We start from the raw sequence: 22,621 nt of genomic DNA, 5'->3' as shown, positions 1-22,621 counted from the left end.
GTTTCCTGAAAATCAGGCCTTGAGCATAGCGCCAATCACGTTTGTTGGCAGCCCGCCGGCGTACCCTGCCCTACCACCTTGCGCTGCTGATCATAAAGCTTGGCCCACGGCCGGAAACCAATGCTGCCGGCCTGTAGCTGATAACGTTGGCCGGCGTTGAAGTCCTTGAATTTCACGTTCAACCGACAATCGCGCCACAGCGGTTCGGCATCCGGGCCGATGTTGCCGGGCTCGACAGCAAACTGATAACGCACCGTCAGCTCATGGCTGCCGGGTTGCACTTCGAAATAACGTCGGTCGACGGACAGCTTGTCATCGACTTCCAGCGCCTGCAGCGCGGTGTCCTGCTGGTTGCCCAGGTCGATCCACGCCTGGGATGGATCGGGGTCAGGCAAGCCGGCACACCCCGTCAGCAACAACAGGCCACTCGTCAGCATCAACACGCGCATAGCGAAGCTCCAGGCAAGCGAGATAGTCTTGTAGGCAGACTTCCCAGGGTGATTCCAATTGATCAGGCCGCGTTCAAGCCATCGGTTACTCGACCGTGTTTTCCAGATTTTGTTTCCAGGCCTGCTGCTTTTGTTACTGAACGGTTGCGCCAGTGCCGGTTATTACAGCCAACTTGTCGGCGGGCAGCTGCAATTGCTGCAGGGCCGCGAGCCTATCGACCAGGTCATAGCCGACCCCGCTCGCGATACCCAACTCAAGGCGTACCTGGCCCAAGCGCGCAAGGCACGGGCCTTTGCCAGTGACCACCTGCATCTACCGGACAATCAAAGCTATCGCCTGTATGCAGACATTGGCCGGCCGTTCGTAGTCTGGAATGTCTTCGCCACGCCAGAGTTTTCCCTGGCACCGCTAAATCATTGTTTTCCCATTGCCGGTTGCGTGGCTTATCGCGGTTATTACAGCCAGGGCGCCGCCCGTGGCGAGGCCGCGTTGCAGCGCTTGCAAGGCATGGACGTGGCGATCGGTGGAGTAGAGGCCTATTCGACGCTGGGCTGGTTCAACGATCCGATCCTGAGTTCGATGATGCACTGGGGCGACGAACGCCTGGCGACGCTGATCTTTCATGAACTGGCGCACCAGCGGTTTTATGTAAAGGACGACACCGAATTCAATGAATCCTTCGCCACCTTCGTCGAACAGGAGGGCACCCGGCAATGGCGCGCCAGCCGTGGGCTGGCGCCGGATAACGGCAAGCAGGTGCGCCAGCGCGATCAATTCATCCAACTGATCCTCGACACCCGCCAGCGCCTGGAAAAGCTCTACACCCTACCCCTGTCGGCCGAGCAGATGCGCCAACGCAAGGCTGCAGAATTCGAACGCCTGCGTGCCGACTACGTGGAAATGCGCGACACCCAGTGGGCGGGCGACAAGCGCTACGATGCCTGGGTCTACGCGCCACTGAACAACGCCCGGTTACTACCGTTCGGGCTGTATGACCAGTGGGTACCGGCGTTTGCGGCACTCTTCAAGCAGGAGGGCGGGAACTGGATTGCGTTTTATGCAGTGGTGGAAAAACTGGGGAAACTGCCGATCGAGGAGCGCAAGGCGGCCTTGAAGGTATTGGCGGAGCCGAAGACTTCTGCGGACTAGGCTGGCGTCATCGCGAGCAAGCTCGCTCCCACAGTGAGGCATCTCCAAACCCTGTGGCGAGGGAGCTTGCTCCCGCTCGGCTGCGCAGCAGTCGTCGCTTTTGGGGCCGCTTCGCGACCCAGCGGGAGCAAGCTCCCTCGCCACAGGTGATGATCACCACTGGAACAGCGCCGTCTCGCCAAACCAATTCACCCTGCACAAAAAAGGGCATACCGATTCATCGGTATGCCCTTTTTGATTGCCGCTTGCTTCCCCCTGGCCGAGGTACTCGTAGCAAATTATCAGTTAACGCTTTCTTTCAAGGACTTGCCTGGTTTGAAGGCAACGGTGTTGCTGGCCTTGATCTTCACCGGCTCACCGGTCTGTGGGTTCTTGCCAGTGCGAGCGCCGCGGTGGCGTTGCAGGAACGTGCCAAAGCCCACCAGGGTAACGCTGTCCTTGCGGTGCAGGGCGCCGGTGATTTCTTCGAGGACGGCGTTGAGGACGCGGTTGGCTTGTTCTTTGGTGAGGTCTGCTTTTTCCGCGATGGCGGCGGCGAGTTCTGGTTTACGCATGAATGAAGCCCCTTTGACGGTTTTTTTGTTGTTATGTCCGTGCTGTTCTCTTTGGAACAGCCCCTAAGGCGCCGCAGGCTCTACTCTGCGGCAGACGGGAGTGAGGATGGCACGGTGCCGAAAACCGCGCCAGTGTCCGGGCGACCTTTGTGGGACCAAAAGTAGGGTTTTTGCGACAGAACGACCAGTATTTACGCCAGCAGGGCTGGAAGCTCCTTGTTCAGTGCCAGTTTCTCCATCACCGCAGTGCCTGTCAGGGCGTAACCCAACAGATTGCCTTGAGCGTCGCGGCACAGCGCCTTGATGTCCGTGCCCTGCCCTTCGACGCTCCACACGCCCTCGCTGCCTCGCGGCGGCGGCGACACCACCAATGGGCACACCGGGGTTTTGACGGTGATCGGCATGGCGCCGTAGCTGACGGCAGTCGGGTTGCCGGCGAGCGTCTGGGCCAGCGCCCGGGCGCAGCTCATCAGCGGCATGACATACAGCAGGTTCAAGCCGTCGACCTCGGCGCAATCGCCCAGGGCGTAGATGTTGGCGTGGGAGGTCTTGAGGTGACGGTCGACCACGACGCCGCGGTTGACCACCAGGCCGGCGGCGGCTGCGAGGTCGATCCGTGGGCGTAGACCGATGGCCGAGACCACCAGGTCGCAGGCGATCACCTGGCCATCGGACAGGTGTGCCTCCAGCCCGTCGGCGACCTTCTGCAAGCGGTTGAGCACAGGGCCCAAGTGGAAGCGCGCGCCGAGGCCTTCCAGCCCGGCCTGGACCGCTGCGGCCGCTGCCGGGTGCAACAGCGTCGGCATGACTTGCTCACACGGCGCCACCAGTTGCACTTCGTAGCCACCCAGAGTCAGGTCGTTGGCAAACTCGCAGCCAATCAGGCCAGCGCCCAGTAACAACACCCGGCGCTTGCCGGTGGCCGCGGCCCTGAAGCGTGCATAGTCCTCCAGGTCGTTGATCGGAAAGATCAGGTCCGCCGCATCGCCCTGTACCGGCACGCGTACGGTTTCTGCACCCCAGGCCAGGATCAGGTCACGATAATTCACCGCTTCCTCACCGATCCACAGCCGCTTGTGGCCCGGATCGATGCCGCTGATGCGGGTGTGGGTGCGCACTTCGGCCTTGAGTTGCTCGGCCATGGCCCCCGGCTCGGCCATGCTCAGGCCGGCGGCGTCTTTGTTCTTGCCAAAGCCTGTGGAGAGCATCGGCTTGGAATACGAGCGACCGTCGTCCGCGGTGATCAGCAGCAACGGGGTTTCGCTGTCGAGCTTGCGAAACTCCCGGGCCAGGTTATAACCGGCCAGCCCAGTACCGACGATGACGACAGGTGCACTCATGTTGCTCTCCACTTGATGAAACGATCAGTTGATTTCGATCATTTCGAAATCCATTTTGCCAACGCCGCAGTCCGGGCACAGCCAGTCTGCCGGTACGTCCTCCCAACGGGTGCCGGGCGCGATGCCATCGTCAGGCCAGCCGTCGGCTTCGTTGTAGATCAGGCCACAGACGATACATTGCCACTTCTTCATTCCAATACTTCCTCATGATGTCAGGCCTTGGCCGGTATTTTCCGGCTCAGGGCCGTTTTGTACTGATCGGCTGCAACAGATGCAAGCACGATCGGCAGGCTACAGGCCGGCCCCGTCAAAACCGGTGACCGACATGGTAAGCTCGCGGCCTCATTTGCTGCCATTCAAGACCTCTGTGCCGCATACAAATTCGATATTTCCTACACTCCAATGGCTGCCCCAGCCCCTGCTGTCGCCCCGCCCCGATGCGGGTGTACTCGATTGGCTGTTCGACGAAGGCTCCCTGACCCGGCGCCTCACACGCCTGTCGGATGGCCATTTCAGCGTGACGCCGTTGTTCGAAGGTTGGCAGCCATTGCGCACCGACGAATGTGCCGCGCTGGACCTGGCCGAGGGCAGCGAGGGCTGGGTACGCGAGGTGTATCTGCGCGGCCGCGACCAACCTTGGGTGTTCGCCCGCAGTGTGGCGGCGCGCAGCGCCTTGCAGGGTGACGGGTTGCAGATGGACGAACTGGGCAGCCGCTCCCTGGGCGAATTGCTGTTTTGCGACCAGGCGTTCCAGCGCCGGGCCATCGAGGTTTGCCATTACCCCGAGGCCGGGTTGCCGGAAGACGTCCGCGCCAGCGGGCTGTGGGGTCGCCGCTCACGTTTCGATCGCGGTGCGTTGAGCGTGCTGGTGGCGGAAATCTTCCTGCCCCGCTTGTGGACCGTCGCCCGCGCCTATTCGGAGAATTTTTGATGTACGTGCACCTGCTCAAATCCTTGAATCGCCTGAACCCACGGGCATGGGACTTCGTGCAATTGACCCGCATGGACAAGCCCATCGGCATCTACCTGCTGCTGTGGCCGACGTTGTGGGCGTTGTGGATTGCCGGTGAAGGCTCGCCGTCCATCGCCAACGTGGTGATTTTCGTCCTCGGCGTGGTGCTGACCCGCGCCGGTGGCTGTGTGATCAATGACTGGGCCGACCGCAAGGTGGACGGCCACGTCAAACGCACCGAGCAACGCCCGCTGGTGAGCGGCAAGATCAGTTCGAAAGAAGCGCTGGTGTTCTTCGCCGTGCTGATGAGCGTGAGTTTCCTGCTGGTGCTGTGCACCAATGCCCCGACCATCCTGCTGTCCCTCGGTGGCCTGGCGCTGGCGTTCAGCTACCCGTTCATGAAGCGCTATACCTACTACCCGCAAGTGGTGCTGGGGGCGGCGTTCTCCTGGGGCATGCCAATGGCGTTCACCGCCGAAACCGGTCACCTGCCGGCGGCCGCCTGGTTGCTGTACATCGCCAACCTGCTGTGGACAGTGGGCTACGACACCTACTACGCAATGACCGACCGGGACGATGACCTGCGCATCGGCGTGAAGTCCACGGCGATCCTGTTTGGCGATGCCGACCGGGTGATCATTCTGATGCTGCAAGGCCTGGCCTTGGGCTGCCTGCTGTTGGCCGGGTCGAAATTCCAGCTCGGCGGCTGGTTCCACCTGGGGCTGGTGGCTGCGGCCGCGTGCTTCGCCTGGGAGTTCTGGTACACCCGTGGCCGGGACCGGATGCGTTGCTTCCAGGCGTTCTTGCATAACCACTGGGCCGGCTTGGCGATTTTCGTGGGGATCGTGCTGGATTACGCGTTGCGCTGAGGCCGCTGACCCAGCGGTAATCCTTGGGTCATGAAACCTTTGTGGAACCTTGAGTCACGAAAGCCTTTGTGGCGAGGGAGCTTGCTCCCGCTGGGCAGCGAAGCGGCCCCAAGATCTAGCGGTCGCTGCGCAACCGAGCGGGAGCAAGCTCCCTCGCCACAAAAAAGCGTCTCAGTGGGACGCGTTACTTAGCCTTGGCAACTTTCCAGGCGCCGTCCATTTTGCCCTCGCCGGTCATGTCTCCGGCCTTCTTGTCCATCACGAAGGTGTACAGCGGCATGCCCTGATAGGCCCACTGCATTGAGCCATCATCACGCTTGATCACGGTCCAGTCACCCATGGATTTATCACCCGCCTCAGCCATCAGCGGTGGCCAATTGGCGGCACACTTGTCATTGCACGCCGATTTGCCGGCCGAGTCCTTGGCGAAGGTGTAAAGCGTCATGCCCTTATGGTCGGTGAACATACCGTCCTTCTCCATCGCAGGATCGGCTGCCATCGCCAATCCAGGCAGCGTCAGGGCAGCAGCCATCAGCAGGGCTTTGAAGGAAACAGTCATTTGTTTCATGGAAACCTTCTTTTGTGGTTGTCAGGATTCGGACTGAAAAGCTTAGTCCAGGATCCCCTCCCTTGCCGCAGGACGAAATAACTGTCACACGACTGCAATAATTCCGTTATCTAATGCGGCGCAAGACAGTTAAATGACAAGAGGATTACCCCATGGTTGGCAGGAGCATTCTGATCGTCGACGACGAGGCGCCCATCCGCGAGATGATCGCTGTTGCGTTGGAGATGGCCGGCTATGACTGCATGGAAGCAGAAAACTCTCAACAGGCCCATGCCATCATCGTCGACCGCAAGCCCGACCTGATCCTGCTGGACTGGATGCTGCCCGGCACGTCAGGCATCGAACTGGCCCGGCGCCTCAAGCGCGACGAGCTGACCGGCGATATCCCGATCATCATGCTCACCGCCAAGGGCGAAGAGGACAACAAGATCCAGGGCCTGGAAGTCGGCGCCGACGATTACATCACCAAACCGTTCTCCCCACGGGAATTGGTGGCGCGCCTGAAGGCCGTGCTGCGGCGCGCCGGGCCGACCGATGGCGAAGCCCCGATCGAAGTCGGTGGCCTGCTGCTCGACCCGATCAGCCACCGCGTGACCATCGATGGCAAACCCGCCGAGATGGGCCCGACCGAATACCGCCTGCTGCAATTTTTCATGACTCACCAGGAACGTGCCTACACCCGCGGACAACTGTTGGACCAAGTCTGGGGCGGCAACGTCTACGTCGAGGAACGCACCGTGGACGTGCACATCCGGCGCCTGCGCAAGGCCCTCGGCGATGCCTATGAAAATCTGGTACAAACCGTGCGTGGCACCGGTTATCGTTTTTCGACCAAGGCCTGATCCGAGCCCTTACCGCCCGACAAGCTGACAAGGACGCGCGTCACGTGAATCAAAACTGGCATGGCACCCTGATTCGCCACATGTTGTTGCTGGTGACTGGCTGTTTGCTGATCGGCCTGATCAGCGGTTATTACGGCTGGAGCCTGGCCGCGGGCCTGGGGCTTTATCTGGCCTGGACACTCAAGCAATTGCTGCGCCTGCATGAATGGCTGCGCCTGCACCAACCCGACGAGGCCCCGCCCGACGGCTATGGCCTGTGGGGCGAGGTGTTCGACAGCATCTACCACCTGCAACGGCGCGACCAGCGCGTTCGCGGGCGTTTGCAGGCGGTGATCGACCGGGTCCAGGAGTCCACCGCCGCGCTGAAAGACGCGGTGATCATGCTCGACAGCGATGGCAACCTGGAGTGGTGGAACCGTGCTGCCGAGACGTTGCTGGGCCTCAAGACGCCCCAGGACAGCGGCCAGCCGGTGACCAACCTGGTGCGTCATCCACGCTTCAAGGAATATTTCGAACAGGCCAATTACGCCGAGCCGCTGGAAATTCCTTCGCCCACCAACGACCGGCTGCGCATCCAGTTGTACATCACCCGCTACGGCAACAACGAGCACTTGATGCTGGTGCGCGATGTCACGCGTATCCATCAGCTGGAACAAATGCGCAAGGATTTCATCGCCAACGTTTCCCACGAGCTGCGCACGCCGTTGACGGTGATCTGTGGTTACCTGGAAACCCTGCTCGACAACGTCGAGGAGGTGAACCCGCGCTGGAGCCGGGCCTTGCAGCAGATGCACCAGCAAAGCGGACGCATGCAGACCCTGCTCAACGACTTGCTGTTGCTGGCGAAGCTGGAAGCCACCGATTACCCGTCGGACAACCAGCCAGTGCCGATCGACGACCTGCTGCAAACCATTGTCGAAGATGCCCAGGAACTGTCCGGTTCCAAGCAGCAGACCATCACCCTGGAAGCCGACCCGGGCGTGCAGCTCAAAGGCAGCGAGGCGGAACTGCGCAGTGCGTTTTCCAACCTGGTGTTCAACGCGGTCAAGTACACGCCGGAGCAGGGCCGGATCCATGTGCGCTGGTGGGGTGACGAGCAAGGCGCGCACCTGAGCGTGCGCGATTCGGGCATCGGCATCGACAGCAAGCACCTGCCGCGCCTGACCGAACGTTTCTACCGCGTCGACTCCAGCCGCAACTCCAACACCGGGGGCACCGGGCTGGGCCTGGCCATCGTCAAACACGTCCTGCTGCGCCACCGCGCCCGCATGGAAATCAGTAGCGTACCCGGCCATGGCAGCACCTTTACCTGCCATTTCGCCCCGGCCCAGGTGGTTCGCGCACGCCTCGCCAACCCCGCTGATTGAGACCGCCCCCTAGGCAATCGCCGAGTCAGCCGCTACATTGACTGACTTGCGCCTGCCTTTTCAGGCGCTCATTTTCAACTTCTACGACTATTCGGAACCCGCAAAACCCCATCATGGACCCTTCCCCTGGCTTGTCCCTCGTCACACTCTTCGCCGAATTCGGCATGATTCTTTTTGCTCTGATCCTGGTTTTGCTCAACGGCTTCTTCGTTGCGGCAGAATTCGCCATGGTCAAGCTGCGCTCGACCCGGGTCGAGGCCATCGCCGAGCAGAACGGCTGGCGCGGGCACATCCTGCGCACCGTCCACAGCCAGCTCGACGCCTATCTGTCGGCATGCCAGCTGGGTATCACCCTGGCGTCCCTGGGGCTGGGCTGGGTCGGTGAGCCGGCGTTCGCCCACATCCTCGAGCCGCTGCTGGGCGCGGTCGGCGTCCAGTCGCCGGAAGTGATCAAGGGCGTGTCGTTCTTCACCGCGTTCTTCATCATTTCGTACCTGCACATCGTGGTCGGTGAACTGGCGCCCAAATCCTGGGCCATTCGCAAGCCCGAGTTGCTGTCGCTGTGGACCGCCGTGCCGCTGTACCTGTTCTATTGGGCCATGTACCCGGCGATCTACCTGCTCAACGCCAGCGCCAACGCCATCTTGCGCATCGCCGGCCAAGGCGAGCCTGGGCCCCATCACGAGCACCATTACAGCCGCGAAGAACTGAAGCTGATCCTGCACTCCAGCCGTGGCCAGGACCCGAGCGACCAGGGCATGCGCGTACTGGCCTCGGCCGTGGAGATGGGCGAGCTGGAAGTGGTGGACTGGGCCAACTCCCGGGAAGACCTGGTGACGCTGGAATTCAACGCGCCGCTCAAGGAAATCCTGGCGATGTTCCGTCGCCACAAGTTCAGCCGTTATCCGGTGTACGACAGCGAGCGCCAGGAGTTCGTCGGCCTGCTGCACATCAAGGACTTGCTGCTGGAACTGGCGGCCCTGGATCACATTCCCGAGTCGTTCAACCTGGCCGAACTGACCCGGCCGCTGGAGCGCGTGTCGCGGCACATGCCGCTGTCGCAGTTGCTGGAGCAGTTCCGCAAGGGCGGCTCGCACTTCGCCGTGGTCGAGGAAGCCGACGGCAACATCATCGGCTACCTGACCATGGAAGACGTGCTGGAAGTGCTGGTGGGCGACATCCAGGACGAACACCGCAAGGCCGAGCGCGGCATCCTCGCCTACCAGCCGGGCAAGCTGCTGGTGCGTGGCGACACGCCGCTGTTCAAGGTCGAGCGCCTGCTGGGGATCGACCTGGACCACATCGAAGCCGAAACCCTGGCCGGGCTGGTCTATGAAACCCTCAAGCGCGTGCCGGAAGAGGAAGAAGTGCTGGAAGTCGAGGGCCTGCGGATCATCATCAAGAAGATGAAAGGGCCGAAGATCATCCTGGCGAAGGTGTTGATGCTCGATTGAGCATCAACCTGCCCGCAAGTTGAAGGTATAACCCACCGTGGCGAGGGAGCTTGCTCCCGCTGGTTCTGTAGGAGCTGACGAGCGAAGCGAGGCTGCGATCTTTTCACTGCCAATTGAGTCTGCAGCGAAAGATCAAAAGATCGCAGGCTTCGCCAGCTCCTACAGAGCTGAAAGACCGCGTCGCCTTCGTCGCGGGCAAGCCTTGCTCCCACAGATAAATCGCTCCACCACAAGTGCACCCTCATCACGCCTCGGCGCTACTGCTTGCCCAACGCAAAGTTGGGCAAGTCGCCCACTGGTTGGTTGAACTGGTAGGGAATCGACACCAGCCCCAGCCCGGTATTGCGCTGCACCACGAAATGCAGGTGCGGCCCTGAGCTGTTGCCCGTATTGCCCGACAGCGCCAACGCCGTGCCCACCGCGACCCGCTGCCCTTCCCGTACGCTCACCGAGCCCTTTTGCAGGTGCAGATAGACGCCCATGGTGCCGTCGTCGTGCAGCACCCGCACGAAGTTACCCGCAGGATCATCCCCGCGGCCGGTCTGCTCATTTTCGGTCTTGATGACCACGCCCCCCCGCGCGGCGATGATCGGCGTGCCGACGGGCATGGCGATGTCCATGGCGTAGCGGTTCTTCGGGCCGTAATGGCTGTATTGACCATTGGCCCCTTGGCTGAGCCGGAACGGCCCGCCGCGCCAAGGCAGCGGGTACCGATAGTCCTGGGCGGCGCCTGCAGGGTCGCCCAGGGAATATTCGAACCTTGGGGTATACACCAGCGGCCTGCCGGGCCGGGTGGCCGTGAGCAGCGCCAGGCGCAGGTTGCTGCGTGCCGGCAGCACCCGACGAATCGGCCGGCTCGGCGCCCCGCTGACGTTGCGCAGCCCGGCGAAACTCAACTCGATCTCCACCGGCGCGTACAGGTCATTGCGCACGAACACCGCATCCCCGCCCTTCTGCTTCTTGATATCGAGAAACACCTGCCGCTCCAGGCGCTCGACCATGCGGTCGCGGAACACGAACACCTGGGCGCCCTTGCTGGGGCGATCGCTGTAGGAGACAACACCATTGGCATCGGTGGATTTGTAGATCGTCATGGCCTCGACCGAGGTGGAGGCCAGGACAAGAGCGCAGGCGTACAACAGGGGCACGAGCATGGGCAAAAGTTCTGTCGAAAAATGAAGGCTTGAACAGCAGCCTAGCAGCTGGGATGGACCAGCGTAGTCGACGGATGTTTCAAACTGGGTTGGCGCTTGCGCTGTGCATGCCAGGTACTACCAGAAAAAAGTCAGGAGAACCCACAACTCCCCCATCCCGACGATGAATCAAACCCCAAACCCATATATACAGGTCGTCCTCTGGAAACCAGGTCGGCACGGAAAAGCGTATCTGACCCGCTTCAATGTCGGACGCCTTCACATAATACCGCCGCACAAATCCAGTATACGGATGCACAGTGTAGGACATCAGTATCGCCACATCCCCCGCGGCCATTCCTTGAGTCTTGAGCAACAGGGGTATGCCGCCCTCTTCAATAATAGGCTGGACCTGGGCTGGGATACGAAGGTCTTCGTCCACTGGATAAACCGCCTCAGGCACAGCCAGACCACTGGCGACCTTAAGCTCAAGTAAAAGGGACGTCTGGGTGCCCGTCGTCGACAGCGCTGTACAGATAACCCTGACGCGGCCACCTTTGTGCGGCATCAGATGAGCAGGTTCGACCCGCACGACCAGATCTTCATCCGGATCCGGGCCGACGGTAAGGTGTTTGACGAAACAACCATCCGCATGCGTCCCCCACCAATAGATAGAAACGAGTGCGTCGAGGGTCAGCGAAAATCCGGCTTTGATTCTAAGGTTTACGCCCTGCGATAGCACTGCCAGGGGGATAACGCCATCAACGGCTTCATCCACTTGGGGCTTGAATATCCGCTCCCCGGGCCCTTCCTCGATCGAATACTGGGTGAGCGGCGAAGTGGGCTCTTCGAATTCGAAATAATAGTACCTCAGGCTTGCCTCTTGCCCTTGAAAAGCCAACGCCTGGTCAGCCGACACCGCCACGAGGGTGTCCTGATTTTCTTCCTGGATTTGTCCACCGATGCCAAAACCGGCATCCGCTGAGCCCATCGTTAAGTGATATGGACCACCTACCCTCATCCCTTCGACAAAGGGAAAACGAATGGTCAGCCCCTTCTCCAGATAGGCATATGAAATCTTCCCGTCCACAGCTTCATCAATCGTAGCGGGGAGCAAAGGGCCCTGACCACGATGAAATTCATCGGCAATCCGGTTTCTTTCTTCCAAGCTGATGTAATTGGTCATCGCAAACTCCTGTTTCGTCATGCGCTCACGAAAAGTGACCGCTCACGACAATCTAGGAAGCACGACCCAACAATTAACCTGTAGGAAGTAACAGTTCAGACGAGTGGGGTCGGGGCTGCGACTGAGGTCTGGATGCTATGCCGAGGCTGATGGCCTCATCGCGAGCAGGCTCGCTCCCACAGTTGATTTCCAGTGGTCATTGAAACTGCGTTCACCGCAGATCCAATGTGGGAGCGAGCTTGCTCGCGATAGCGGACTCAAAGGCGCCGCCGAATCAGGCGCCCGGTACGAAGTGTTTCTGCGCCGTACCGCGGGCGATCAGGCGGGAGATGTAGTCGAGTTTCTGCGGGTCTTTGTCGACGAAGCGGAACGTCAGTTGCAGCCACTCGCTGTCGGGAGTCTGCTCATGGGCGACGATGGCGTGCAGGTAGCCGTTGAGACGAGCGGTCTCGGCGTTGTCGCCCTGCTCCATGTCCAGCACCGCACCTTCGAGTACTTGCGGCAGGGTGTCGGAGCGTTTGACCACCAGCAGCGCCTCCTTGAGGCTCAAGGCCTTGATCACGCATTGCTGGGTGCCGCTGGACAGGCGCAACTGGCCTTGGCCACGGTTGGTCGTCGAAGCGGCCGCTACCGGTGCCTTGACCGGTGGGCTGTTGAGCAAACCACGAGCCGGAGCAGCAGCGGGAGCGGGAGCGGCAGCCGGTTTGGCAAACGGATTTACCGCTGGCGCCGAAGCGACCGCCGCCACCGGAGCCTTGCCGCCCGTCAGGGCGCTGAGGGAATCATTGCCAAACGCCGAATTCATCTTGGTCGGGGCGCTGTTCATCAGCGTGTCGAGCTTGCCGACCTTGTGCAGGGCCTGCTTGACCTTGGTCAGCAACTGCTCGTTGGTGAACGGCTTGCTGACGTAGCCGGAGACGCCGGCCTGGATCGCCTGGACCACGTTTTCCTTGTCGCCACGGCTGGTGACCATCACGAACGGCATGCCCTTGAGGGTGTCCTGCTGACGGCACCAGGTCAGCAGTTCCAAGCCGGACATTTCCGGCATTTCCCAATCGCACAACACCAGATCGAATGCCTCGCGAGCCAGCAGGGCCTGGGCTTTCTTGCCGTTCACCGCGTCTTCGATACGCACGCCCGGGAAGTAGTTGCGCAGGCACTTCTTCACCAGGTCACGAATGAACGAAGCATCGTCCACGACCAACACACTGACCTTACTCATCCAGATACACCTCTAAAAAATCCCGGCAAGCATACCGCTTTTACTGATGGCACATTGCCAAAAAAACCTTCAGTCACGCCGGGACTTTTCGTTCGCGGGGTGCTGCTTTCGATGAAAAAAAATCCAAAAAAAAGCCCGACCAGAAGGCCGGGCGCTTTTCTTGGCAATCTTACTTATCGTCAGTTTCGCCGGGAACATTAGCGGTTTCGGACGGGGTGCCCTCAACTTCTTCCTTCATCCGCTTGAGCCCCATATGGCGCACATCGGTGCCGCGCACCAGGTAGATGACAAGTTCCGAGATGTTGCGTGCATGATCGCCGATACGTTCCAAGGAACGCAGCACCCAGATGATGCTCAACACGCGGGAGATGGAACGCGGGTCTTCCATCATGTAGGTCGCCAGCTCGCGCAGGGCCGTCTTGTATTCGCGGTCGATGATCTTGTCGTACTGGGCCACCGACAACGCCAGGTCGGCGTCAAAGCGGGCAAAGGCATCCAGCGCGTCGCGGACCATGTTGCGCACTTGGTCACCAATGTGGCGAACCTCGACGTAACCACGCGGCGCTTCGCCTTCTTCGCACAACTGGATGGCACGACGGGCGATCTTGGTGGCTTCGTCGCCGATCCGCTCAAGGTCGATCACCGACTTGGAGATGCTGATGATCAAGCGCAGGTCGGACGCCGCCGGTTGACGACGGGCCAGGATACGCAAACACTCCTCGTCGATGTTGCGTTCCATCTGGTTGATCTGGTCGTCGATCTCGCGCACCTGCTGGGCCAGGCCGGAGTCGGCCTCGATCAGCGCGGTCACCGCGTCGTTGACCTGCTTTTCCACCAGCCCGCCCATGGCCAGCAAGTGACTGCGCACTTCCTCCAGCTCGGCGTTGAACTGTGCGGAAATATGGTGAGTAAGGCCTTCCTTCGAAATCATCTTGTTCGCTCCGCGAAAGTTGCAAGCTTCAAGCTGCAAGCTTCAAGCAGTTAAATGTTGATCCTGATAGCGCAGTGCGGCTATGCAGTTGCCTCGACTAGCCGTAGCGACCGGTGATGTAGTCTTCGGTCTGTTTCTTGGCCGGATTGGTGAACAGCGTATCGGTATCGCCGAATTCCACCAGTTTGCCCATGTACATGAACGCGGTGTAGTCGGAAACCCGCGCCGCCTGCTGCATGTTGTGGGTCACGATGACGATGGTGAACTTGGACTTGAGCTCGTAGATCAGCTCTTCGACTTTCAGCGTCGAGATCGGGTCCAGGGCCGAGCAGGGTTCGTCGAGCAGCAGCACTTCCGGCTCCACGGCGATGGTGCGGGCGATCACCAGGCGTTGCTGCTGACCACCGGACAGGCCGAGGGCCGATTCGTGCAAGCGGTCCTTGACCTCATCCCACAGCGCCGCGCCTTTGAGGGCCCATTCCACGGCTTCGTCGAGGACGCGCTTTTTGTTGATGCCTTGGATGCGCAGGCCGTAGACCACATTCTCGTAGATGGTTTTCGGGAACGGGTTGGGCTTCTGGAACACCATGCCGACGCGACGACGCAGTTCAGCCACGTCCTCACCCTTGCGGTAGATGTTGTTGCCGTAGAGGTTGATTTCACCTTCGACGCGGCAGCCGTCCACCAGGTCGTTCATGCGGTTGAAGGTGCGCAGCAAGGTTGACTTGCCGCAGCCCGACGGGCCGATGAACGCGGTGACGCGCTGTTTCGGGATATTCAGGCTGACGTCATACAGCGCCTGCTTCTCGCCGTAGAACAGGTTAAGGCCGGGCACTTCGATGGCGACAGTTTCCTGGGCCAGGTCCAGGCTCTGCTTGTCGCGGCCCAGGGCCGACATGTTGATGCCGTGTGTATGTGCTTCGTGTTGCATGGGAGGCTCCCTGTGCTAACAAATTCGGTTCGGTTGACCACTGAGTGGCCATGCCAATTTGTATATGTGTCTGTGTGGGAGCGAGCCTGCTCGCGATTCAGGCGACTCGGTCTAGCTTTGAACCGAGGTGATGCCATCGCGAGCAGGCTCGCTCCCACAGAAAATCAATGTGTAATCAACTATCCAGTGCCTTGTACTTCTCACGCAGGTGGTTTCGGATCCACACCGCCGACAGGTTGAGCGTGGCGATCACCAGCACCAGCAGCAACGCCGTGGCATAGACCAGCGGTCGCGCCGCTTCGACGTTCGGGCTCTGGAAGCCGACGTCATAGATATGGAAGCCCAAGTGCATGATCTTCTGATCCAGGTGCAGATAGGGGTAGTTGCCGTCCAGCGGCAGCGACGGGGCCAGTTTCACCACGCCGACCAGCATCAACGGCGCCACTTCACCGGCGGCACGGGCCACGGCAAGGATCATCCCGGTCATCATCGCCGGGCTCGCCATCGGCAGGACGATTTTCCACAGGGTCTCGGCCTTGGTCGCGCCGAGGGCCAGGGAGCCTTCGCGCACGGTACGCGGAATCCGCGCCAGGCCTTCTTCGGTGGCCACGATCACCACGGGCACCGCCAGCAGCGCCAGGGTCAGGGAGGCCCAGAGCAGGCCCGGGGTACCGAAGGTCGGTGCCGGCAAGGCTTCGGGGAAGAACAGACGGTCGACCGAACCACCCAGCACGTAGACGAAGAAGCCCAGGCCGAACACACCGTAGACGATGGCGGGAACGCCGGCGAGGTTGTTCACCGCGATGCGGATCAGGCGCGTCATCGGGCCCTGGCGGGCGTATTCACGCAGGTAGACCGCCGCCAGCACGCCGAACGGCGTCACGATCATCGCCATGATCAGGGTCATCATCACGGTACCGAAAATCGCCGGGAAGATGCCGCCTTCGGTGTTGGCTTCACGGGGGTCGTCGCTGAGGAATTCCCAGACCTTACTGAAGTAGAAACCCATCTTGGTGAACGTGCCCATGCCGTTTGGCTGATAGGCGTGCACCACTTTGCCGATTTCGATTTCCACTTCCTTGCCGTTGGCATCGCGGGCGGTCAGGCTGTCGCGATTGAACTGCGCATGCAGGTCGGCCAGGCGTGCTTCGATGTCCTTGTAGCGGGCGTTGAGTTCGGCGCGTTCGCTTTCCAGGTCAGCCTGGGCGGCGGCGTCGAGCTTGCCGTCCAGCTCCAGCTTGCGACCGTGCAGGCGGATACGCTCAAGGCCGGCGTTGATGGCGCCGATGTCGACTTTTTCCAGGGTCTTGAGCTCGTCGGCCAACTGATTGACGCGCTGTACGCGAGCCTGCAGCTGTGGCCAGGCGGCCTTGCCTTCGGCGATGACCTTGCCACCTTCCTTGACGTTGACCAGGTAGCCGTAGAAATTTCCCCACTCACGACGCTCGATGGCCATCAGCTCCGGCGGCGTGGTCTGGTTGGTCAGCCAATCGCCGACGATCCAGGTGAAGTCAGTGCCGTTCAGGTCCCGGTTGCCGACCTTGATCAGTTCGCGGGTCATGAACTCGGGGCCTTCGTCCGGCACCGGCAAACCGGCGCTTTTCAGGCGCTCGCGAGGCACTTCTTCTTTCTGTACGACTTCGCCGACCACCAGGTGCGCTGGCATGCCCGGCACGTTGTAGCTGGCGTGGATCAGGTCCGCCGGCCAGAAGTGGCCCAGGCCGCGCACGGCGATCACCGCCAGCAGGCCAATGGTCATGATGACCGCGATGGACACCGCGCCACCGCTGATCCAGACGCCGGGGGCGCCGCTCTTGAACCATCCTTTCAGGGAGTTCTGTTTCACAGACTTCTACCTTTCTTAAAGCGACGAATATTTCTTGCGCAGACGCTGACGGATCAGCTCGGCGAGGGTGTTCATGACGAAGGTGAACAACAGCAGCACCAGGGCCGACAGGAACAGCACGCGGTAATGGCTGCCGCCGACTTCGGATTCCGGCATCTCCACCGCCACGTTGGCCGCCAGGGTGCGCAGGCCTTCGAACAGGTTCATTTCCATGACCGGCGTGTTACCGGTGGCCATCAGCACGATCATGGTCTCGCCCACCGCACGGCCCATGCCGATCATCAGCGCCGAGAAGATGCCCGGGCTGGCGGTGAGGATCACTACGCGAGTCATCGTCTGCCATGGCGTGGCACCGAGGGCCAGGGAGCCCAGGGTCAGGCCGCGTGGCACGCTGAACACAGCGTCTTCGGCGATGGAATAGATATTCGGGATCACCGCGAAGCCCATCGCCAGGCCAACCACCAAGGCGTTGCGCTGGTCGTAGGTGATACCCAGGTCGTGGGAGATCCACATGCGCATGTCGCCGCCGAAGAACCAGGCTTCCATGTACGGGCTCATGTACAGCGAGAGCCAGCCCACGAACAGGATCACCGGGATCAGCAGGGCGCTTTCCCAGCCGTCCGGCACCCTCAGGCGAATGGATTCCGGCAGGCGGCTGAAGGCGAAACCGGCGACCAGGATACCGATCGGCAGCAACATCAGCAGGCTGAAGATGCCCGGCAGGTGCCCTTCGACATACGGCGCCAGGAACAGGCCGGCGAAGAAACCGAGAATCACCGTCGGCATCGCTTCCATCAGCTCGATCACCGGCTTGACCTTGCGACGCATGCCCGGGGCCATGAAGTAGGCGGTGTAGATCGCCGCGGCAACCGCCAGCGGCGCCGCCAGCAGCATCGCGTAGAACGCCGCTTTCAGGGTGCCGAAGGTCAGCGGCGAAAGGCTCAGCTTGGGTTCGAAGTCGGTGTTGGCGGCGGTCGATTGCCAGACGTATTTAGGTTCGTCGTAGTTTTCGTACCAGACCTTGCTCCACAACGCGCTCCACGACACTTCCGGGTGCGGATTGTCCAGCGTCAACGGTTGCAGCTTGCCACCCTGTTCGACGATCAAGCGGTTGGCCCGTGGCGACAGGCCAAACAGGCCTTGGCCGTCAACCACCTGGTCCACCAGCAGGGTGCGGTGGGCGGTGCTGTGGAACACACCGAGCTTGCCGGCGGCGTCGAGGGCCACAAAGCCTTTGCGACGTTCTTCGGCGCTGATTTCAACGATAGGCGCGCTGCCCATCTGGAAGGTACGAATCTGTTTGAAGCGCAGCTCGCCGTCCGGATCGCGGGCCATGAACCACTGGGCCAGGCCGCCCTTGGAGTCGCCGATGATCAGCGAGATACCGCCCACCAACTGAGTGGCAGCGGTGACTTGAGCCTCGCCGTTCTCCAGCAGTTTGTAGCGACCGTTGAGGCTCTTGTCCCGCAGGCTGAACACATCGGCCTGGGCACGTCCGTTGACCACATACAGCCATTGCTGGCGCGGGTCGACGAAGATGTTCTTCACCGGCTCGGTCATCTGCGGCAGGTCGATACGCGTCTGCTCGCTGGTGACTTCGCCGGTCATCATGTTTTCTTCGCTGGTGAGCGACAGCACTTGCAGCTGGGCGCCGCTCGAGCCGGCCAGCAGCAAGGTCGAATCGGTGGCGTTGAGGCTGACGTGCTCCAAGGGCGCGCCCTGCTCGTTCAACGCGATCGGCGCCTCGCCGTAAGGGTATTCGACGGCAGGCGAGATGGTTTTCTTGCCGTCCGGGTAGGTGACCTTATACGTGTGACGGAATACCAGGGCCTGGCCGTTGGACAGACCGATCGCCACCAGCGGGCTGCCGGGCTGGTCTTCACCAATGGAAGTCACGCTGATGCCGGCCGGAACCGGCAGGTCGACACGGCGCAGTTCGGCGCCACTGGCAAGGTCGAAAAACAGCGCCTGGCCTTTGTCGGAAACCCGCATGGCGACTTGGTTCTGTTCTTCGATGGAGATCATCAGCGGCTTGCCGGCGTCTTGCATCCAGGCGGGCGTGATCGAATCCTTGGCGGTCAGGTCCGCGCCCTGGAACAGGGGCAGCACCACGTAGGCCAGGAAAAAGAAAATCAACGTAATGGCAGCGAGGACGGCGAGACCGCCGACCAGCACGTACCAGCGGGTCAGGCGATCCTTGAGCGCGCGGATGCGGCGCTTGCGTTGCAGCTCAGGCGTATTGAAGTCAATGCGCTTGGGAGGGGAAGTCGTAGTCATTGTGGAGTTGGCCAGATCATTCATGCGCACACCCTAGCGATCCTGTATGACAGAAAGATGACAGTGAAGTGACGCAACAAATCCGCCGCCAGCTAGAAGCGGCAGCGGACAGAAAAATTTGGCTGTGGGAGTGGTATCCACCCCCACAGCAGCCCGGGCGTTGGCCCGGACTCAGGCGTTACTGCTTGGCGACGTTGCCGCCTTCCTGCAGACCCAGGTCAGCCAGTGCCTTGGCGGCAACTTTGGCCGGAACAGGGATGTAGCCATCCTTGACCACGACTTCCTGGCCCTGCTTGGACAGGATCAGTTTCACGAACTCGGCTTCCAGCGGGGCCAGAGGCTTGTTCGGCGCCTTGTTGACGTAGACGTAGAGGAAGCGCGACAGCGGGTACTTGCCGTTCAGGGCGTTTTCTTCGGTGTCTTCGATGAACTCGCCGCCTTCTTTCTTGGCCAGGGCAACGGTTTTCACGCTGGCGGTCTTGTAGCCGATACCCGAGTAGCCGATGCCGTTAAGCGAGCTGCTGATCGACTGCACAACCGAAGCCGAACCTGGCTGTTCGTTGACGTTTGGCTTGTAGTCGCCTTTGCACAAGGCTTCTTCTTTGAAGTAGCCGTAGGTGCCGGATACCGAGTTACGACCGAACAGCTGGACCGGCTTGTTGGCCAGGTCGCCGGTCACGCCCAGGTCGCCCCAGGTCTTGACGTCAGCCTTGGCGCCGCACAGGCGAGTCGAGGAGAAGATGGCATCGACCTGAGCCATGGTCAGGTGCTTGATCGGGTTGTCCTTGTGCACGAACACGGCCAGGGCGTCCACGGCCACCGGGATAGCGGTTGGCTTGTAGCCGTATTTCTGCTCGAAGGCCTGCAGTTCGTTGTCCTTCATCTTGCGGCTCATCGGGCCCAGGTTGGCGGTGCCTTCGGTGAGAGCGGGTGGCGCGGTGGAGGAACCGGCGGCCTGAATCTGGATGTTTACGTTCGGGTATTCTTTCTTGTAGTTCTCGGCCCACAAGGTCATCAGGTTGGCCAGGGTATCGGAGCCGACGCTGGAGAGGTTGCCCGATACACCAGTGGTCTTGGTGTAGCTCGGGATCGCAGGGTCAACAGCGGCAACCGCGTTGGCAGTCGCAACGCCAGCAGCGACAAACGTCATTGCCGCCATCAAACGCTTCAGTTTCATGCCTTACTCCTAGCAGATAGGGTGTGTTAAGTCGGCAAAGTATCGGTAAGCCGTATGAACACTCTATGGCTGAAATATGACAATTGGATGAAAGGCCAGCATTGAGTTTTGCAGGATGTTTTTCGTGGCGAGGGAGCTTGCTCCCGCTGGGTTGCGCAGCGACCCCCTCTTTTTGTGAGTGCTGTGCACTCAAGCGGGAGCAAGCTCCCTCGCCACAATGAATCACACCCGCCTCAAGTAAAGCAGGCAGCCGCTTAGCGTCCCTTCTTCCAGAGATACCCACCCACCACAACCCCGATCCCACAGATGGCCGCCACGTAATACGCCGGCCCCATCGAGCTCTCTTTCAACAACAGGGTCACGATCATCGGCGTCAACCCGCCAAAGATCGCGTAGGCCAGGTTGTAGGAGAACGACAGGCCGCTGAAGCGCACCACGGCCGGGAAGGCATTGACCATGACATAGGGCACCGCGCCGATGGTGCCCACCAGCAAGCCGCTCAAGGCATACAGTGGGAACAGCCACTCGGGGTGGTCGAACAGGCAGTGGTAAAAGGTCCAGAACGTGATCATCAGCAAACCACTGCCGAAGACAAACACCCGCCCGGCACCGAAACGGTCGGCCAGCACACCCGCACCGATGCAACCCAAGCTCAGGAACACGATCGCCAGGCTGTTGGCTTGCAACGCAACGGTCGGGCTGAAGTGGTACACCGTCTGCAGCACGGTCGGTGTCATCAGGATGACCACGATGACGCCGGCCGACAGCAGCCAGGTCAGCAGCATGGAAATGACGATGGCGCCGCGATGATCACGCAGCACGGCTCGCAGCGGTACTTCCTCGGCCAGGGCCTTGCGCAGTTGCAGCTCGGCGAACACCGGGGTTTCGTGCAGCCAGCGGCGCAGGTACACCGAGAACAGCCCGAACACGCCACCCAGCAGGAACGGGATCCTCCAGGCGTAATCGGCCACTTCCACCGGCGTATAGAGGGTATTGATGGCCGTGGCGACCAGCGAACCCAACAGGATCCCCGCCGTCAGGCCGCAGGTCAGCGTGCCGCAGGCATAGCCGATGTGGCGAGCCGGAACGTGTTCGGAAACGAATACCCAGGCGCCCGGCACTTCCCCGCCGATGGCCGCGCCCTGAATCACCCGCATCAGCAACAGCAGGATGGGCGCCCACATGCCGATCTGCGCATAGGTGGGCAAGAGGCCCATGATCAGGGTCGGCACCGCCATCATGAAAATGCTCAGGGTGAACATCTTCTTGCGCCCCAGTAGGTCGCCGAAGTGAGCCATGATGATCCCACCCAGCGGCCGGGCCAGGTAACCGGCGGCAAAAATGCCGAACGTCTGCATCAGGCGCAGCCACTCGGGCATTTCGGCAGGGAAGAACAATTTGCCGACCACGGTGGCAAAGAATACGAAGATGATGAAATCGTAGAACTCCAGCGCACCGCCCAAGGCTGAAAGCGACAGGGTCTTGTAATCGTTGCGGGTCAGCGGACGTGCGGGTTGTGCGGGCGTCGCCGTGCTCGAAGGCGCAGTGGTCATGGCAAGGGCTTCTCTTATAGTCGGTTCTGCAACCCTGATAACGCGGGTTGGGGCCTGGGCAGGTTCGGCACGATAGCAAATTGTTCGAAAAAGCACATAGAGGCGCGTATTTGACGGTCAAAATCAGAACCGAGTGGTCGTCTCGACGCCTATCGCCCGATATACTCGCAACCTTGCAATACTCTGTAAGGGGTTGCTGTGCGAAAACGTCGTTGGTGATGTAGTACAAGATCAGCCGGTTTCGCAGAGTTTCCCTTTGGCACGCCTTTACGAAAAACGTGACGAACGCAGTATGTTCGGGCTGAATCGTTTTTTACAAAGACGGCTATTCACCTGAAGCACAAGACAGCGTTACGGGTCAGAGGCACCCCCGGCATGATAGAGCTCGAACAAGAAGATCCCATCCCGCAAGGCGACCTGGCCCTGCAAATCACCGCGCTCCCACGGGAGACCAACGGCTTCGGCGATATTTTCGGCGGCTGGCTGGTGTCCCAGATGGACTTGGCCGGCACCGCCATGGCCAGCAAAGTGGCCGGCGGACGCGTGGCTACCGTGGCGATCGATCGCATGGCGTTCCTGGTCCCGGTGGCGGTGGGTGCGCAGTTGTCGTTCTATACCCAGGCGCTGGAAATCGGCCGCAGCTCGATCCAGATGATGGTCGAGGTCTGGAGCGACGACCCGCTGTCCAGTGAATGGCGCAAGGTGACCGAGGCGGTATTCGTCTTCGTCGCCATCGACGGCAGCGGTCGTACCCGCTCGGTTCCGCCGCGCGCCCGTTAAACACGGCGGCCGTTTTGCGGTCCATTGCAGTCCCTGTTAC

21 protein-coding genes are annotated in these 22,621 nt (G+C 60.9%); 7 read left to right on the top strand and 14 right to left on the bottom strand.

The annotated features are described in order from the left end of the window. Positions 1–35 precede the first annotated feature (35 nt). On the bottom strand, positions 36–449 hold the full coding sequence (locus AD659_RS28660) for a PA0061/PA0062 family lipoprotein (protein ID WP_053127060.1): 414 nt from the start codon (positions 447–449) through the stop codon (positions 36–38). A 58-nt stretch (positions 450–507) separates the two neighbouring features. Here AD659_RS28660 and AD659_RS28655 point away from each other — a divergent pair, with 58 nt between their 5' ends. Then, positions 508–1,599, top strand: coding sequence for an aminopeptidase (locus AD659_RS28655; protein ID WP_053127058.1), 1,092 nt, complete (start codon positions 508–510; stop codon positions 1,597–1,599). A gap of 281 nt (positions 1,600–1,880) precedes the next feature. On the opposite strand, the gene AD659_RS28650 is transcribed toward AD659_RS28655, so the two are convergent. The 3 genes from AD659_RS28650 to AD659_RS28640 all read right to left on the bottom strand — a co-directional run bounded on the left by AD659_RS28650 (position 1,881) and on the right by AD659_RS28640 (position 3,685). Continuing rightward, a complete protein-coding gene (locus tag AD659_RS28650; protein ID WP_053127056.1) occupies positions 1,881–2,153 on the bottom strand; it encodes an HU family DNA-binding protein in 273 nt (90 codons plus the stop codon). 191 nt (positions 2,154–2,344) lie between these two features. Then, positions 2,345–3,493 (bottom strand): NAD(P)/FAD-dependent oxidoreductase, encoded by a 1,149-nt coding sequence (locus tag AD659_RS28645; protein ID WP_053127054.1) that lies wholly within the window; start codon positions 3,491–3,493, stop codon positions 2,345–2,347. A 24-nt stretch (positions 3,494–3,517) separates the two neighbouring features. Then, on the bottom strand, positions 3,518–3,685 hold the full coding sequence (locus tag AD659_RS28640) for a rubredoxin (RefSeq protein ID WP_003177199.1): 168 nt from the start codon (positions 3,683–3,685) through the stop codon (positions 3,518–3,520). A gap of 175 nt (positions 3,686–3,860) precedes the next feature. Between AD659_RS28640 and AD659_RS28635 the strand changes: the two genes are divergently transcribed. Both AD659_RS28635 and ubiA read left to right on the top strand, forming a co-directional pair. Continuing rightward, positions 3,861–4,424 carry a chorismate--pyruvate lyase family protein gene (locus tag AD659_RS28635; protein ID WP_053127143.1) on the top strand — a complete coding sequence of 188 codons (564 nt, stop codon included), beginning with the start codon at positions 3,861–3,863 and terminating at the stop codon, positions 4,422–4,424. Next, entirely contained in the window at positions 4,424–5,314 is an 891-nt protein-coding gene (gene ubiA, locus AD659_RS28630; RefSeq protein ID WP_053127052.1) for a 4-hydroxybenzoate octaprenyltransferase, read from the top strand. The genes AD659_RS28635 and ubiA overlap by 1 nt, the downstream gene beginning before the upstream one ends. A 184-nt stretch (positions 5,315–5,498) precedes the next feature. Here ubiA and AD659_RS28625 read toward each other — a convergent pair whose 3' ends face one another. Then, positions 5,499–5,882: a COG4315 family predicted lipoprotein gene (locus tag AD659_RS28625; protein WP_053127049.1), complete on the bottom strand. Its 384-nt coding sequence runs from the start codon at positions 5,880–5,882 to the stop codon at positions 5,499–5,501. Between the two features lie 152 nt (positions 5,883–6,034). Between AD659_RS28625 and phoB the strand changes: the two genes are divergently transcribed. The 3 genes from phoB (at position 6,035) to AD659_RS28610 (ending at position 9,545) form a co-directional block, all read left to right on the top strand. Continuing rightward, on the top strand, positions 6,035–6,724 hold the full coding sequence (phoB, locus tag AD659_RS28620) for a phosphate regulon transcriptional regulator PhoB (protein WP_003177195.1): 690 nt from the start codon (positions 6,035–6,037) through the stop codon (positions 6,722–6,724). A gap of 44 nt (positions 6,725–6,768) precedes the next feature. Next, entirely contained in the window at positions 6,769–8,091 is a 1,323-nt protein-coding gene (gene phoR / locus AD659_RS28615; protein ID WP_053127047.1) for a phosphate regulon sensor histidine kinase PhoR, read from the top strand. 113 nt (positions 8,092–8,204) lie between these two features. After that, complete coding sequence (locus AD659_RS28610) at positions 8,205–9,545, top strand: hemolysin family protein (protein ID WP_030138217.1); 1,341 nt, start codon at positions 8,205–8,207, stop codon at positions 9,543–9,545. 257 nt (positions 9,546–9,802) lie between these two features. Here AD659_RS28610 and AD659_RS28605 read toward each other — a convergent pair whose 3' ends face one another. The 9 genes from AD659_RS28605 to AD659_RS28565 form a co-directional block, all read right to left on the bottom strand. Then, positions 9,803–10,699, bottom strand: a complete 897-nt coding sequence (locus tag AD659_RS28605) for a peptidoglycan DD-metalloendopeptidase family protein (protein WP_053127045.1) — start codon at positions 10,697–10,699, stop codon at positions 9,803–9,805. Between the two features lie 79 nt (positions 10,700–10,778). Beyond that, positions 10,779–11,864, bottom strand: coding sequence for a hypothetical protein (locus tag AD659_RS28600; RefSeq protein WP_053127042.1), 1,086 nt, complete (start codon positions 11,862–11,864; stop codon positions 10,779–10,781). Between the two features lie 274 nt (positions 11,865–12,138). Beyond that, positions 12,139–13,086 (bottom strand): response regulator, encoded by a 948-nt coding sequence (locus AD659_RS28595; protein ID WP_053127040.1) that lies wholly within the window; start codon positions 13,084–13,086, stop codon positions 12,139–12,141. Between the two features lie 169 nt (positions 13,087–13,255). Continuing rightward, complete coding sequence (phoU, locus tag AD659_RS28590) at positions 13,256–14,017, bottom strand: phosphate signaling complex protein PhoU (protein ID WP_030139132.1); 762 nt, start codon at positions 14,015–14,017, stop codon at positions 13,256–13,258. Positions 14,018–14,114: 97 nt separating this feature from the next. Further along, positions 14,115–14,948 carry a phosphate ABC transporter ATP-binding protein PstB gene (gene pstB / locus AD659_RS28585; protein ID WP_053127038.1) on the bottom strand — a complete coding sequence of 278 codons (834 nt, stop codon included), beginning with the start codon at positions 14,946–14,948 and terminating at the stop codon, positions 14,115–14,117. 175 nt (positions 14,949–15,123) lie between these two features. Then, entirely contained in the window at positions 15,124–16,794 is a 1,671-nt protein-coding gene (pstA, locus tag AD659_RS28580; RefSeq protein ID WP_053127036.1) for a phosphate ABC transporter permease PstA, read from the bottom strand. Between the two features lie 15 nt (positions 16,795–16,809). After that, positions 16,810–18,843, bottom strand: coding sequence for an ABC transporter permease subunit (locus tag AD659_RS28575; RefSeq protein WP_173667210.1), 2,034 nt, complete (start codon positions 18,841–18,843; stop codon positions 16,810–16,812). A 406-nt stretch (positions 18,844–19,249) separates the two neighbouring features. Next, positions 19,250–20,248: a phosphate ABC transporter substrate-binding protein PstS gene (locus AD659_RS28570; protein ID WP_053127032.1), complete on the bottom strand. Its 999-nt coding sequence runs from the start codon at positions 20,246–20,248 to the stop codon at positions 19,250–19,252. A 254-nt stretch (positions 20,249–20,502) separates the two neighbouring features. Beyond that, positions 20,503–21,801 carry an MFS transporter gene (locus AD659_RS28565; protein WP_053127029.1) on the bottom strand — a complete coding sequence of 433 codons (1,299 nt, stop codon included), beginning with the start codon at positions 21,799–21,801 and terminating at the stop codon, positions 20,503–20,505. Positions 21,802–22,176: 375 nt separating this feature from the next. Here AD659_RS28565 and AD659_RS28560 point away from each other — a divergent pair, with 375 nt between their 5' ends. After that, on the top strand, positions 22,177–22,581 hold the full coding sequence (locus tag AD659_RS28560; RefSeq protein WP_003177184.1) for an acyl-CoA thioesterase: 405 nt from the start codon (positions 22,177–22,179) through the stop codon (positions 22,579–22,581). The last annotated feature ends 40 nt before the right edge of the window (positions 22,582–22,621 follow it).

It is taken from the genome of Pseudomonas thivervalensis (assembly GCF_001269655.1).
Classification (GTDB): domain Bacteria; phylum Pseudomonadota; class Gammaproteobacteria; order Pseudomonadales; family Pseudomonadaceae; genus Aquipseudomonas; species Aquipseudomonas thivervalensis.
Note: the sequence above shows the minus strand (reverse complement) of the source record. Positions and strands in the feature narration are given on the sequence as shown.